Below are 13,505 nucleotides of genomic sequence, written 5' to 3'. Positions count from 1 at the left end.
GCAGCAATAAGGACAGTACGCATGGCAAAGATGACCGAATCCGATATTGAAGTAATGGCGATTGAGCACCTGCAAGGGCTGGGCTATGAGTATGTTTATGGCCCGGACATTGAACCCAGTGGAATCAATCCGTTACGTAGCTATCAGCAGGTTATCCTTGAAGACAAAGTGCGTACAGCTCTACAACGACTGAACCCACACCTCAGTGAGCAGAAGTGTAAGGAAGCCCTGAAACAGGTGATGCAGATCAGCACACCTGATCTGATGGCAAACAATCTGGCCTTTCATCGCCTGTTGACCGAAGGCATAAACATTGAAGTCAGTAAGGAGGGTAATACTCAGGGAGAACTTGCCTGCCTGATCGACTTTAACGATCCCACTAATAATGAATTTCTGGTCATTAATCAGCTCACCATCAAAGAAGGCAATCATATCCGCCGACCGGACATTATTTTATTCATCAACGGTCTACCATTAGTCGTTATCGAACTTAAAAATGCCGTTGACGAAAACGCTACGGTATCAGGTGCTTATAACCAGATAAAAACCTATCAGAACCAAATCCCCGGCCTGTTTACCTACAATACCTTTAATGTGATATCTGACGGGCTGGAAGCCAAGGCGGGGACAGTTTCGGCTGATTTCAGTCGTTATATGACATGGAAAACCGCTAACGGCAAAATGCAAGCCACCAGTACCCAGCCACAGCTTGAAGTTTTATTACAGGGGTTGCTTAATCCAGTAACGTTGCTGGATATGATCCGCCACTTTATCGTGTTTGAATCCAGCAAACATGAAGACAGCAAAGGGATTATCAGCATCCGTACTGTTAAAAAAATGGCAGCTTATCACCAGTACTACGCAGTCAATGCAGCAGTACTTTCCACTATTCGTGCATCGGCGGTAAATGCTGACTCCCCCTCTGCCGAAGTGGCATTGCGCCAGCAGGGACGTAACAGTAAAGATCTTGTTAATGCGCAAAAAACCGGAGATCGCAAAGCGGGCGTAGTCTGGCATACCCAGGGTTCCGGTAAATCGCTTTCAATGGTGTTTTATACCGGGAAAATTGTGCTGGCACTGGATAATCCGACTGTTGTTGTGATTACTGACCGTAACGACCTGGATGATCAGCTATTCGGTACGTTCTCTTCCGCGACCCAGCTACTTCGTCAGACACCGAAACAGGCTGATAACCGGGAAGAACTCAAAGAATATTTGCGCGTCGCGTCTGGTGGTGTGGTGTTTACCACTATTCAAAAGTTTCAGCCTGATGATGGCAGCAATATCTATGAGTTGCTGTCTGACAGAACTAATATTGTCGTTATTGCAGATGAAGCTCACCGTTCACAATACGGTTTCAGCGCCAAAGAAGTTGACGTGAAAGACAGCGAAGGCAACGTAACAGGTAAACGTACTGTTTATGGCTTTGCCAAATATATGCGTGATGCCCTGCCCAATGCTACCTATCTGGGTTTTACCGGAACCCCCATAGAAAAAACGGACGTTAACACACCTGCTGTTTTCGGTAACTACGTTGATATCTACGATATCTCACAGGCCGTTGAAGACGGTGCAACCGTGCGTATTTTCTATGAAAGCCGTCTGGCGAAAATTGCCATCAGTGATGAAGGCCGACAGCTTATTGAAGAGTTTGACGATGAGTTTAACGAAGACGAACTGACGCTTACCCAGAAAGAACGTTCTAAATGGGCCAGAATCGAAGGTCTGATTGGCAGTTCAAAACGTATTAAAGCCATTGCGGCGGATATGGTTCAACACTTTGAACAGCGCTTAAAATCTAATGCCTATCATGGCAAGGGCATGATTGTTACCATGTCCCGACGTATTGCTGCTGAACTATATAAAGAAATCATAGCCTTAAAGCCTGAATGGCACAGCGATGATTTAAATGACGGTATAATAAAAGTCGTCATGACCTCTTCTGCTGCTGACGGGCCAGAAATCGCTAAACACCACACCACAAAAAAAGAACGTCAGGTTCTGGCTAACCGCATGAAGGATGACGACGACAAGCTGAAACTGGTGATAGTGCGTGATATGTGGTTAACCGGCTTCGACGCTCCCAGCATGCATACGCTGTATATCGACAAACCAATGAAAGGCCACAACCTCATGCAGGCAATTGCCCGTGTGAACCGTGTGTATAAAGATAAGATAGGCGGTCTGGTTGTTGACTATCTGGGCATTGCCTCTGATTTAAAAGAAGCCCTCTCCTTTTACTCTGATGCAGGTGGACGTGGAGATCCTGCTGAGGTTCAGGAAGAAGCCGTAACGCTCATGCAGGAAAAGCTGGAAATCCTGGAAGGCATGATGCATGGCTACGATTACAAAGCTTACTTTGCCGCAACTACCTCACAACGCCTGACAATTATTCTTGAATCAGAAAACCATGTTTTAGGGCTGGATAACGGTAAAGGTAAAATGCGTTTCCTCGCTGCGGTTGCAGCCTTATCGCAGGCATTTGCATTGGCGACACCGTACGATAAAGCAATGGAAGCGGCACCCGAAGTAGCATTCTTCCAGGCAGTAAAAGCCAGACTGAATAAATTTACTGAAAACTCAGACGGATCAGAAGAAGAACACAATGACAGTCTCGAAGTTCGGGTAAAACAGACTATCGATCAGGCTCTGGTTACCGATAAAGTTGTTGATATTTTTGACGCTGCTGGGATACAAAAACCTGATATTTCCGTTCTTTCTGAAGAATTCCTTCAGGAAATGAAGGATTACCAACACAAAAATATTGCTTTGGAAACGCTTAAAAAACTGCTTTCTGACGAGATCAAGGTTCGCTCGAATCAAAGTATCACCCAAGGCAAAAAACTGATTGATATGCTGACCTCTGCAATCAATGGCTACCAGAACAAGGTACTGACCGCAGCGGAGGTAATTGATGAGCTAATCAAGCTTGCCAAGACTATCCAGGAATCTGACAGCCTTGCCAGCCAGTTAAACCTCAGCGCTTATGAATATGCCTTCTATTCTGCTGTTGCAGATAACGACAGTGCTCGCGAGTTAATGGAAAAGGAAAAACTACGAGAACTGGCAGTCGTACTTACGGAGGCTATCCGCAACAATGTCAGTCTTGACTGGACAGTGAAAGAAGCAGCAAGAGCAAAAATTCGCGTGGTGGTAAAACGTCTGCTCAAAAAATATGGTTATCCGCCTGATATGTCATTGCTCGCCACAGAGACTGTTTTGAAGCAGGCTGAACTTTTAGCTGGAGAATTAGGAAAATGATTCCCTAAATTTTTAGCATATAAACTATTTGGTAATGGTCCCAACTTATTGATAGTGTTTTATGTTCAGATAATGCCCGATTACTTTGTCATGCAGCTCCACCGATTTTGAGAACGACAGCGACTTCCGTCCCAGCCGTGCCAGGTGCTGCCTCAGATTCAGGTTATGCCGCTCAATTCGCTGCGTATATCGCTTGCTGATTACGTGCAGCTTTCCCTTCAGGCGGGATTCATACAGCGGCCAGCCATCCGTCATCCATATCACCACGTCAAAGGGTGACAGCAGGCTCATAAGACGCCCCAGCGTCGCCATAGTGCGTTCACCGAATACGTGCGCAACAACCGTCTTCCGGAGCCTGTCATACGCGTAAAACAGCCAGCGCTGCCGCGATTTAGCCCCGACGTAGCCCCACTGTTCGTCCATTTCCGCGCAGACGATGATGTCACTGCCCGGCTGTATGCGCGAGGTTACCGACTGCGGCCTGAGTTTTTTAAGTGACGTAAAATCGTGTTGAGGCCAACGCCATTCATGGCCATATCAATGATTTTCTGGTGCGTACCGGGTTGAGAAGCGATGTAAGTGAACTGCAGTTGCCATGTTTTACGGCAGTGAGAGCAGAGATAGCGCTGATGTCCGGCAGTACTTTTACCGTTACGCACCACCCCGTCAGTAGCTGAACAGGAGGGACAGCTGATATAAACAGAAGCCACTGGAGCCCCTCAAAAACACCATCATACACTAAATCAGTAAGTTGGCAGCATCACCCCTTCCTGGCTGTTGAAAAAGACTACGCTGCTTAAATTTTAAATGAGCATCCTCAAGCCGAATAACTTAAAGGATGCTCTTCAAATTTTAATAAGAATTATCAACAGCAAAAAACCTCATAAAAAACACTACTCATTTAATTTCCAAAATTAAGATGAACATTAATAACCACCATTATATTACATGATCTTTTCCATATCCTATAGCATTACTCTCTATAGTATTAATATCTGAGCCTCTAATTATCTCCTTTATACAGATTAGCTCCAATATGGATAAATATTCTTGTGAAAATGGTTAATCCACATCACATAGGATAACCTTAACGTCCCTATGTTCCATTAAGTTAAGAATAACCTTAAGCAAACCAAATCAGATACCCCCTAATAAAACAAAAATAAATTTGAATACCGTAAAATCTGGTGTCATTAATATCTTGAAAACAACAAAAAAGGAGATAAACAATGATATCAAGAGAAAATAATAAAAATAACCTATTCCGTGTAAAGTCTAAAAATGGTGTCCTTCGTTGCCTTAAGGCTGGCATGGATATAAATATGTGCAATAGTAAAGGTCAAACTGCTCTTTTTACCTGTAATGTACCTGAAGCTATACAGGCAATGATTGACGCTGACATTGACATTCACCACTTGGATAATGACGGTAATAATGCATTATTCTATGCTCAAAATGTTGAAACAGTGGAACTTCTTGTCAGCAATGGTATTAATGTTAACCACCGGAATAAGTCAGGCACCCTTGCGATTCAACATATTGATGTTTCACCAGGGTTAGTAAAATATCTTATCAAAGCAGGACTAGATATCCATACCAAAGATAGCTATGGCAATTCCTTTCTTTTCATTCCATTTGAAGGATATGTGTACGATGCACTAATTGAGGCTGGTTGCGACATTAATCATAAAAATATAAGTGGACAGACAGCATTCGATCACTGGCAGTCAGAAAATAATAGCATAGTTGGTAAATATACGCACTGGGAATCTAAAAATGATAACTACATGCGCTTCCTTATCCGTAATATTCACCTTACAAATAGTTCAAAAATTGTATTCAAGAACATTACATTTAAATCAATTGAGCTGTTGTCATTGCTTATAAAACAAAAAAATGAATTTGAGATAAGTGATAAATGTATCATAACACCAACAAATGCCGACGCTAAAAAATTAATTTTACAACTAAAGAAGCTGACAGACATTAGTCATGTTTGGTTTTACATAAGCAGTACATATCTACTGACGCACTATGCAGGAAGACTGCTAATTAAATGGTTAATACGTAATGATATAAAAGTTGATATAGAATCGCTAAAAGAACGCTACTTTTATGAAGAAATCCTCCAGGACAAATTACAGAGAGAGCAAAAGGTTTTACGAACAACGCTTCAACCAGTTACCTGTAAAGCAATTACAAAAAAAAGATTATGAATTGAATCTGCCTGAACACTCTCCCCTTGGCTTTAACCTTTAGTTAGATAGCCAAGGGGCGCTAACATCATTAATTTAATACAAAGCCCCACATTGCACCTTTGCACTTTGATAAATTTATTTTTTAAAACACCCTCATCGCCAATTCATACTATATCAATCACTACTCTCAAACCAAATCAATCAAATAAAACACAGCACTTTTTGATAAAAATAAAATAACAATGAAAAACAACACCTTATATGAAACATAATAAAAATATAACTATTTAATTAAATAAATATAAAAATATATTTGCATTTTGTTTATTTAATAATATATATTTCCTTTGTTAATTAAATAAAGGAGAACTAAAATGAATAAAACAAAATATCCAAGCCTGACTAACTATCTCGCCAAAACAAAAAAGAACGCAGATCTTTATAGATTATATAATCCACAATTTTCTTTTTTCTGCAAAAGTGACACTCAGGAGCAAAGATTTTATTTCGATTATTTCTCAAGACATATGGTCTCGAAGAGAAATATTTTAACCGTATTCTCTATCTATACATTCACCTCTTATAACATGAACAAAAAAGAGACAATAAAAAATTTCATTCGATTTCTCAAAACGACGAATGAAAGTACATTCCATAATGCTTTTTCATTTCGCGGTGGTAACATTTTGTATGTAAGCAACAAAAACATGTTGAAAGAGATCTCATGGTTTTCACTCGCTCGAATTTACGAAGACATTAAAAAAATAAAGGAATATAAAACCAACCATGACAACTATATCAGATTAGTCGCTTAACAGAGGAGAAAAATTATGAATAACAACGCAATAAATACATTACTCTCTTGTAAAACTCCAAAAGACATTCAGGCTTGCATTAATGCAGGCTCCGATATTAATACACTGGATTCGTTTGGAAGAAATATACTGTTTTACTGTAAAAACCCAAGAATGATTGACACTCTGGTTAAAGCAGGAATAGATTTTAACCATGCTGACAACTATGGTCACAATGTTTTGTTTAACCAGCGAAATCCTCACATACTGAAAAAATTGATTGATTCCGGCGTAGATATACACCACAAAAATGGTCTCGGCCAAACCTGTTTATGCTCGTTAGCTGATAATATATCCTGTTGCAAAACCCTGATCAATGCTGGAGTTAATGTCAACAATGTGGATAAATGCGGAAGAACAATACTTTTTTACGTAAAAAATCACTCTATCTTTGATTTGATGGTACAGGCCGGTTGCGATATAAACCACAGAGATAACCAGGGTCACGGTATTTTTGAAATTTGCTATTCATTAGGCGATTTCAAAGCCAAAATGCTCATTCGTCATATTAGTATGAAGGATAGCAGTCCAGTAATTTTCAACTACCTCAACAGCGAAAGTCTGCAGATAATGGATTTGCTTCAGAAGAAAAACCTTAACTTTACTATCTCTGATAACTGCCAGGTTTATCTAAGTGCCAATGAAAATGAAATGAGCTCTTTCTTCAGTGAACTAAAGAAGAAGACAGATATCAGCAACACACATTTTCGCCATATTGTACTGCGAGGTTATGATTTACGCGAGGACATTGAAACCATTAAATGGTTTATCCGCAATGACATCAAAATGGATAAAAAACAACTGGAACAGCATATTCGACATGATGAGATTTGTAAATATATAGCAGAACATGAGAAAAAGAAACTTAGCGAAATTATGAAACAAACAATCTCTTTAATGCCAGTAAAACGTAGATTGTAACCTCCGCCCCTCCTCACTGTCATAATGAATTTAATATGAACCCTATTTTTACCCAGAGCAGATTACCTAATTAGCAATCTGCTCCACCTCTCTTATTTATAAATTTCGACACTGCCTTGACTTATTTTACCAATGCGCTAACTGTAGATCATGAACACATTTTAAAAAGGTTAGATATGCATAAAAATGAAAGTAAAGAAGATCTATCAAGAAGCTCAAGAAGAGGTAAATTCCATACAGCAAAATATTCACCTAATGAAGTTCGAACTCACTGCGTCAGCGTTCGGTTAAACGAAGAAGAATTATCTATTCTCGATAGTAAAAGAGGCCCTTATAAAAAAGGGGAATGGCTAAGAATGGCATCCCTCAACAAACTCCCACCGGTATTACCTGAAATCAATCGTGAAGCATGGATTAAACTCGGCAACCTTTCACAGGATTTAAACCGCCTGCTGAATCATCTCGACAGCAAAAGCCCTGACAGCGAACTGACCCGTACAGAACTCTTCGCCCTGCGCAGACAAATCAAAACTCTCAGGGATCACCTTATTCCATCAACCTTTCTGGAGCAAGACCAGTGAAAGGCATGCAGAAAATAAAGCGGGGTAAACAGTTTGCAGGTGTGGTTCTCTATAGCCTTAAGTCAGGATCTCACCACAAAATCACGCCTTATATTATCGGTGGCAACATGACGGGAAGCACTGCTGCTGAACTTATCAGTGAATTTGAAGGCACAAGACTACTGCGCCCCGGTGTCGCCAAACCTGTCTGGCATAATTCGCTTCGCCTGCCAAAGGGAGAAACACTGTCAGTCAGACAATGGGCGGCATTCGCTGACGATTATATGACCCGGATGGGATTCACTGAAACCCATCTTCGCTGCTATATCATGCACGATGATTCGGACGGGCAGCATATCCATATAATAGCTAACAGAATTAACATGGTCGGTGGGAAGCTGTACCTTGGGAAAAATGAAAATCTTATCAGTACCCGGATTATCAGCGAGCTGGAGAAAGTCCACAAACTCACTCAAACCACATCTGCAATCAGTAGTCATAGTCAGGAGAAAAGAAAGCCTTCCCGCAACGAGCTGATGATGGCTGAAAGAACGACAACTCCCTGCCCCAGGTCCACTCTGCAGAGCCTGATTGATAATGCGTTAACCGGCCGCCCTGATTTGCTGACTTTTATCACTATGCTGGAAAAGGAAGGCGTGAACTGTAAACCCAATATCGCCTCAACGGGAAAAATGAACGGCTTTTCATTTCAGTACCAGGGCATTGCCTTTAAAGCGTCTCAGCTTGGAAAAAAGTATGGCTGGTCTTCTCTGCAAACACAGATTGATTTTACACCAGAGCACCTGGCTTTACTGAAAAAAGAGCAACAGCAGACTGTGCCAGTGCCAGTGCCAGTGCCAGTGCCAGTGCCAGTGCCAGTGCCAGTGCCAGTGCCAGTGCCAGTGCCAGTGCCAGTGCCAGTGCCATCATGCGAGCCTGAAGAACAGGCTGCAAACCGGGAAACGATTCTGGAGAAAATCCTTCAGCTTGAAGAAAAAATTCGTCTGGAAAGACAACAGGAAACAGTGGGTGTCATTCAACTCAGGAGCAAACTGCACAATACAGCTCGTCAGATACCCCGCCAGCGTCGTCTGCATTCGTGGCTTGTATTGCTCGGCCATATTGTGGCACTTCTCAGGCGCAGGGGCATGTCTCTGTTACATGCCACTGCACATCCTTTCCACCAAATCCTGCACCTGCATCTTCTGACACCCTGTCATTCCATGACAACAAATCCCATTAAAGAACAATTAGTTAAATACAACCCCCATCCTGCACCATAAGTTAAACAGTCCATACTTTAGTAATAGTCAACAAAATATTGATCGTTTATATAGATCGATAAACTATTTATGATAGTTACAACCTATCAACCAAGATCCATCGATCGGTACAAGCAATTTTACTAAAGCGGATCATTCATCGAAAATGTTCAAAAATACATCACCTTAAATCAGGCCACGGAGTCATGATGGATAGTAAAACGATTAGCTGCCCCTTCTGCTTTACACAAAGCCCGCACGGCGTGCGGATTTGCAAAGGTTGCCATGCAAAAGTGGCCTATGGTGAAAGTCCGCTCAGTGTGGCATTCCTGTTTCAATTCGTGGCATTCGGTCTCGCCTGGTTAGTATTTTCATTGACCGGTAGCACTCCTGTCTCAGTCATTACATTTTTTGCCAGCGTCATTATTCTTATCTGCATAATTAAAAAGAAATATGCAGACAGAGTTGTTTTTATACGGTGATATTAATTTCGCACCACCGCAAACATAAAAAATTAATATGGGAGAACTTATGAACAGATTCATGATTTCTGTTTTTTTTATTTCTGCATTCCTTATTTCTGGTTGTTCAATATCAGGCAACCAGCATCTAAAAAAAGAAACATCACAAAGTCTGCAGTCGAAGATTATCAAAAATAAAACAACGAAATCAGAAATCATTACCGCATTAGGTGAGCCGGAAACCAAAACTACACTTGATAGTGGCAATGAAGAATGGACTTATTCCATGGATAACAATCAGTTTGATGCCACCACATTTATTCCCGTGATTGGACTGCTGACAGGGGGGTCACAGACTCAGGCCAAAACGCTGGAAATCGAATTTAAAGGCGAAACGGTCAGCAAGTGGACGTTCTCTGAAAACAACAGCAAGATGAAAACCGGTCTTATTCAATAACGTACTCTACAGTCTGGGATTATTTTATGAAAACATATGCATTTACCACACTCATTGCGTCCATTTTTTTGCTGAGCGGCTGTACCGGTGAACCGTCTGAGCAGGATATTTACACTGCGATGAATAAGGTCGTGGAGCAGACGAATGCCATCGTTAAATCCATAGCAGGTAAAGATGTCCCGAAAGACGCACTGCGGGAATTAAAATCTGTCAAAAAGCATGACTGCGTGAAAGTATCGGATAAAAGCTATAAATGCAATGTAACAGCTGTTGTCGATAACGAAAAACGCACAGCGGCAGTCACGCTGGTCAAAACGGATGATGGCTGGCAGGTCGTTGACAAGTAAGACCACAGTAAAACAATCCCGCCAGGCAGGACACCAAACCGGTGGCTCCTGCCTTTTTAATGCCCGGTAATGTCTTGCGGGAAACGACTGCTTTTATGTCACTCTGCCATCCCCTGTCCAGTACGTATCCGCTGCCTCACAGCCTTTTCCTGACCACGGATCCTGGTGGTGTATAAGCCAGAGAACGTGCAATGCGTTTCTTTTCATACTGTGCCAGTAAATCAGCATAAATGTGCTCTGCTTCATCCAGATTGCCTGAAATATAATTCACGAGCGAATTCAGGCAATGCAGTAATGTGTCACTGTTTGCGAGTTGCCTGAGCAGAGGGGCCTTTAGGGTAGAAACGACACCCATAAACATCTGCATGATATTATCAACGTGATAACACGAATTGCGATATTGCGCCCGTGAATAGAAATACTTCAGATGGTATCCAGCGAAAAGCACATAAAGTTTTCTGTAAAAATTATTGTTATTAACACTGTCGCGATGGTGTGTTATATATTTATCAACAACAAATATAAACTTTTCTTCCTGAGATGAAACACAAATATTACTCATAACCCTCTCCTTTTTTGTTTTTATAATTAAGTACTATCAGCTTTAAAATTTAAATCAATACAAAATTGAAAATATTTTATTTTAAAATGACAACTATTTATTCTTTTAATACTGGAAACAGCTTTCGCTGTAGCAATGTTGAGTCCGATCGATTGCATTACCACTTCCTTTTTTCAAAAGCCAGGTAGTTTCCAGATTTCAGATAAAACCCCTTCAGGAATTTTTTTGAGAGAGTGCTACGCACCGGCTCACGCCCCCGACGACAGATATATGTAGATTATTTTTACCCGTCAGATGAAAACCCAACATTTAATCCCTCTTGCAGCGCCGCTGAGTGCCCACAGCACTCACTCGCTGAAGCAGAAAGGATTTTTCCGAATGGGTTCCGGCGTGGGCCGTATTAAGTTAACGGGTAAATCATGTAGTCGGGTCCACTCTATCGCTAAACTCAGCAGTCTGAATCTCTGCGCGAAGCGTATTTGTGCTGAGAGCTAAACCCAACTGTCTGAACTCCTGCGCGAAGCGTATTTCTACTGACAGTTAAACACTATAGCAATGTTCTGAAGCCCAGTGGCGCAACACACAGGTGCGCGGGCTTCACTTAAGGAATAATATTACGAAGGAAAATCAGCAATAGCAGTGTTTATCAAACTGTGTACAATGGAATTTTGTGTCAGTCTAAAGCTAAATTTCGGTTTCTTGTTTCTTTATCACTCTTTTATCTTGCAAATACAAAAAGAAAATTAATAAATTACATCAACAAGTTAAGATAGAATATTGGTTGTATCTTTCAGAACCAAAAATTATTAATAACATAACAGGTGATGGTGAAATTTAACACCCTTCGTAATAACTCTGACAACCCTTAATATTTCACTAAAAAATAATCACAGAGCAATAAATATAATATTTTTAAACTTTATTACTAATAATATTGACAAACAAATTTAATATGCCATATCTGTTATCACAATAATAAAAAAGGAGCCATTATGTCAAACACAAGTGTTATGTTAACTAAAGAACAAAAAGCAATTATTGCAGAAGCATTAGATGTTATGCCCGAAGATCTGGAAGAAATAAAAGTTAAAGCAAGTGCCTGTAAAAAGACATCCTTTCGTGACGATTTTTCGATGGTCTTTAAAGATAATACGGCCACGCTCGCCAGAATGGATCTGACACCAACGGCATTCAGAATTGTTATTTATCTCTTCTCAGTCATTGATTATGGAAATATTATCCCTGACTTTTCACAGTCACGTACCGCCAGAGAGTTAGGACTGAATAAATCGAATGTTTCACGTGCATTCAGGGAATTATTTGAGAGGAAAATACTGATCCGTAATGCTGAAGATGGTCAGGTTTACCTGAATTCTAATTTATGCGTAAAAGGTATTCCTCATCGTTTCAATGAAGATCTGATGGATAAATTCAGTAAATCCAGACTTGAGACTGAAGATTTTGCCACTTCATTCAACTTTTATCGCGCAGGGCGCAAAACAAAGCCTGTAAAAAAATCCAGAAACAGATATCCAACTGACGGCATTCCCTTTTAAAAGATATAACAGCGCGGTGATTTTACGCCCCACACCAGCGAAAAACTTAACAAAATAAAGGATATCTTTATGAAGCAAAGACTCCCTGCTTACCTTTACCAGAATAAATTATCAGATGAACAACGCAATCTGAATAATACTGCTCACAATGTGTTTTGGCTTCTCACATTAATCGCTTCATACACACCAGATAAAAACACTGTTTACCTGAACTTTCACCGTGCAACATCCATCGCACAACAGGAAGATATACATATTACGCCAGCCCGATTTTATCAGGCCATCGATAAACTGATTGATACAAATGTTATTATTTGTACTGAGTTTAAATACCAGTATCGTTTAAATCCTGAATTTTTCAGTTTTCTTTAATTTAACCTAATACACGTATTTAATATACAACACAAAATTATCAATATAGCACTAATTTAAATGCTCACCACTATCTGATTCATAACGTAAAGTTTAAGACTCCTTTCCTAAACTTTACCCTACTAAACTCACACAGGCATACCGATACTGTAATAAATAATTGTTTTTGCCAGAGACTCAAGGTAATCTCGTGACTTTATTATTTCAAACCACAAATCAAAGATATCTGCCTGGGCAAGCATATTCATCTCACGTATTTCACCCAGTACTTCACGCATATCTTCCGCAAAGAAGTAGCTCAGCAATTCGATTGCCTTAAGAACCTTTTCTGTTGGCTCTAACTTCTCAATACATTCCATATAAAAGATGTCTTCGAAAAGATCATCATCAATAATATCCCAATAACCTTCATACGCCTCAAAATCACTTATATTCATTTTATTTTCCTCTTGTTACGCTGCATGAGATCTTGAGTTACTAATGACTGCCTTAATCCATTCATCAATCTCACTCTCGACAAAAGCCACCGCGCGTGTGCCAATCTTTACAGGTGCGGGAAAACGACCTTCACTGATCAGACGATAAATCCAGGCCTTGCCGAAACCAGTTCGTTTCAAGACTTCTGGTAAACGAATTAAGCTTTGATTTGTTGTATTCATTTGGCTGTCTCCTCCGCTTCCGTTATGGATATATT

Annotated in this window: 15 protein-coding genes; 11 read left to right on the top strand and 4 right to left on the bottom strand. The window is 40.5% G+C overall.

Annotation, left to right across the window (positions count from 1 at the left end; translation table 11 throughout):
* Positions 1 to 21: 21 nt before the first annotated feature.
* Positions 22 to 3,261 carry a type I restriction endonuclease subunit R gene (locus L2Y28_RS02650; protein ID WP_022646900.1) on the top strand — a complete coding sequence of 1,080 codons (3,240 nt, stop codon included), beginning with the start codon at positions 22 to 24 and terminating at the stop codon, positions 3,259 to 3,261.
* Between the two features lie 45 nt (positions 3,262 to 3,306).
* Here L2Y28_RS02650 and L2Y28_RS02645 read toward each other — a convergent pair.
* Positions 3,307 to 3,971 (bottom strand): IS1 family transposase gene (locus tag L2Y28_RS02645; RefSeq protein ID WP_227526295.1). Its coding sequence is split into 2 segments (ribosomal slippage): positions 3,307 to 3,755 and positions 3,755 to 3,971, totalling 666 coding nucleotides; the frame shifts between segments, so codons are not numbered across the junction.
* 519 nt (positions 3,972 to 4,490) lie between these two features.
* Here L2Y28_RS02645 and L2Y28_RS02640 point away from each other — a divergent pair.
* The 8 genes from L2Y28_RS02640 to L2Y28_RS02605 all read left to right on the top strand — a co-directional run bounded on the left by L2Y28_RS02640 (position 4,491) and on the right by L2Y28_RS02605 (position 10,321).
* Entirely contained in the window at positions 4,491 to 5,477 is a 987-nt protein-coding gene (locus tag L2Y28_RS02640; RefSeq protein WP_016246253.1) for an ankyrin repeat domain-containing protein, read from the top strand.
* Positions 5,478 to 5,833: 356 nt separating this feature from the next.
* Positions 5,834 to 6,274 carry a hypothetical protein gene (locus L2Y28_RS02635; protein ID WP_016246254.1) on the top strand — a complete coding sequence of 147 codons (441 nt, stop codon included), beginning with the start codon at positions 5,834 to 5,836 and terminating at the stop codon, positions 6,272 to 6,274.
* A 15-nt stretch (positions 6,275 to 6,289) separates the two neighbouring features.
* Positions 6,290 to 7,234 (top strand): ankyrin repeat domain-containing protein, encoded by a 945-nt coding sequence (locus L2Y28_RS02630; protein WP_022646898.1) that lies wholly within the window; start codon positions 6,290 to 6,292, stop codon positions 7,232 to 7,234.
* A 176-nt stretch (positions 7,235 to 7,410) separates the two neighbouring features.
* The gene (locus L2Y28_RS02625; protein ID WP_001594377.1) at positions 7,411 to 7,815 is read left to right on the top strand and encodes a hypothetical protein; all 405 of its coding nucleotides are present in this window, start codon (positions 7,411 to 7,413) and stop codon (positions 7,813 to 7,815) included.
* Positions 7,812 to 9,077 (top strand): relaxase/mobilization nuclease domain-containing protein, encoded by a 1,266-nt coding sequence (locus tag L2Y28_RS02620; protein WP_042889684.1) that lies wholly within the window; start codon positions 7,812 to 7,814, stop codon positions 9,075 to 9,077. Before L2Y28_RS02625 ends, L2Y28_RS02620 begins: the two co-directional genes overlap by 4 nt.
* Positions 9,078 to 9,265: 188 nt before the next feature.
* Positions 9,266 to 9,538 (top strand): hypothetical protein, encoded by a 273-nt coding sequence (locus tag L2Y28_RS02615; protein WP_000377562.1) that lies wholly within the window; start codon positions 9,266 to 9,268, stop codon positions 9,536 to 9,538.
* Between the two features lie 49 nt (positions 9,539 to 9,587).
* The gene (locus L2Y28_RS02610; protein WP_016239769.1) at positions 9,588 to 9,974 is read left to right on the top strand and encodes a hypothetical protein; all 387 of its coding nucleotides are present in this window, start codon (positions 9,588 to 9,590) and stop codon (positions 9,972 to 9,974) included.
* A gap of 26 nt (positions 9,975 to 10,000) precedes the next feature.
* On the top strand, positions 10,001 to 10,321 hold the full coding sequence (locus L2Y28_RS02605) for a hypothetical protein (protein ID WP_016239768.1): 321 nt from the start codon (positions 10,001 to 10,003) through the stop codon (positions 10,319 to 10,321).
* A gap of 136 nt (positions 10,322 to 10,457) precedes the next feature.
* On the opposite strand, the gene L2Y28_RS02600 is transcribed toward L2Y28_RS02605, so the two are convergent.
* Positions 10,458 to 10,883 carry a hypothetical protein gene (locus tag L2Y28_RS02600; protein ID WP_022646896.1) on the bottom strand — a complete coding sequence of 142 codons (426 nt, stop codon included), beginning with the start codon at positions 10,881 to 10,883 and terminating at the stop codon, positions 10,458 to 10,460.
* Positions 10,884 to 11,875: 992 nt separating this feature from the next.
* Between L2Y28_RS02600 and L2Y28_RS02595 the strand changes: the two genes are divergently transcribed.
* Together L2Y28_RS02595 and L2Y28_RS02590 are read left to right on the top strand one after the other, a co-directional pair.
* Positions 11,876 to 12,439 carry a helix-turn-helix domain-containing protein gene (locus L2Y28_RS02595; RefSeq protein WP_000072653.1) on the top strand — a complete coding sequence of 188 codons (564 nt, stop codon included), beginning with the start codon at positions 11,876 to 11,878 and terminating at the stop codon, positions 12,437 to 12,439.
* Positions 12,440 to 12,508: 69 nt separating this feature from the next.
* Positions 12,509 to 12,811: a hypothetical protein gene (locus L2Y28_RS02590; protein WP_016239766.1), complete on the top strand. Its 303-nt coding sequence runs from the start codon at positions 12,509 to 12,511 to the stop codon at positions 12,809 to 12,811.
* Positions 12,812 to 12,939: 128 nt separating this feature from the next.
* On the opposite strand, the gene L2Y28_RS02585 is transcribed toward L2Y28_RS02590, so the two are convergent.
* Complete coding sequence (locus tag L2Y28_RS02585; RefSeq protein WP_016239765.1) at positions 12,940 to 13,248, bottom strand: hypothetical protein; 309 nt, start codon at positions 13,246 to 13,248, stop codon at positions 12,940 to 12,942.
* 15 nt (positions 13,249 to 13,263) lie between these two features.
* On the bottom strand, positions 13,264 to 13,470 hold the full coding sequence (locus tag L2Y28_RS02580; protein ID WP_001098485.1) for an AlpA family transcriptional regulator: 207 nt from the start codon (positions 13,468 to 13,470) through the stop codon (positions 13,264 to 13,266).
* Positions 13,471 to 13,505 lie beyond the last annotated feature (35 nt).

Source organism: Enterobacter sp. JH25, assembly GCF_021725435.1.
GTDB lineage: Bacteria > Pseudomonadota > Gammaproteobacteria > Enterobacterales > Enterobacteriaceae > Enterobacter > Enterobacter intestinihominis.
This window is presented reverse-complemented; position numbering and strand designations above follow the sequence as displayed.

Coding starts and splice junctions, on each gene's coding strand:
- L2Y28_RS02650 (WP_022646900.1), top strand. CDS start 22: ATGGCAAAGATGACCGAATCCGATATTGAAGTAATGGCGATTGAGCAC.
- L2Y28_RS02640 (WP_016246253.1), top strand. CDS start 4,491: ATGATATCAAGAGAAAATAATAAAAATAACCTATTCCGTGTAAAGTCT.
- L2Y28_RS02635 (WP_016246254.1), top strand. CDS start 5,834: ATGAATAAAACAAAATATCCAAGCCTGACTAACTATCTCGCCAAAACA.
- L2Y28_RS02630 (WP_022646898.1), top strand. CDS start 6,290: ATGAATAACAACGCAATAAATACATTACTCTCTTGTAAAACTCCAAAA.
- L2Y28_RS02625 (WP_001594377.1), top strand. CDS start 7,411: ATGCATAAAAATGAAAGTAAAGAAGATCTATCAAGAAGCTCAAGAAGA.
- L2Y28_RS02615 (WP_000377562.1), top strand. CDS start 9,266: ATGGATAGTAAAACGATTAGCTGCCCCTTCTGCTTTACACAAAGCCCG.
- L2Y28_RS02610 (WP_016239769.1), top strand. CDS start 9,588: ATGAACAGATTCATGATTTCTGTTTTTTTTATTTCTGCATTCCTTATT.
- L2Y28_RS02605 (WP_016239768.1), top strand. CDS start 10,001: ATGAAAACATATGCATTTACCACACTCATTGCGTCCATTTTTTTGCTG.
- L2Y28_RS02600 (WP_022646896.1), bottom strand. CDS start 10,883: ATGAGTAATATTTGTGTTTCATCTCAGGAAGAAAAGTTTATATTTGTT.
- L2Y28_RS02595 (WP_000072653.1), top strand. CDS start 11,876: ATGTCAAACACAAGTGTTATGTTAACTAAAGAACAAAAAGCAATTATT.
- L2Y28_RS02590 (WP_016239766.1), top strand. CDS start 12,509: ATGAAGCAAAGACTCCCTGCTTACCTTTACCAGAATAAATTATCAGAT.
- L2Y28_RS02585 (WP_016239765.1), bottom strand. CDS start 13,248: ATGAATATAAGTGATTTTGAGGCGTATGAAGGTTATTGGGATATTATT.
- L2Y28_RS02580 (WP_001098485.1), bottom strand. CDS start 13,470: ATGAATACAACAAATCAAAGCTTAATTCGTTTACCAGAAGTCTTGAAA.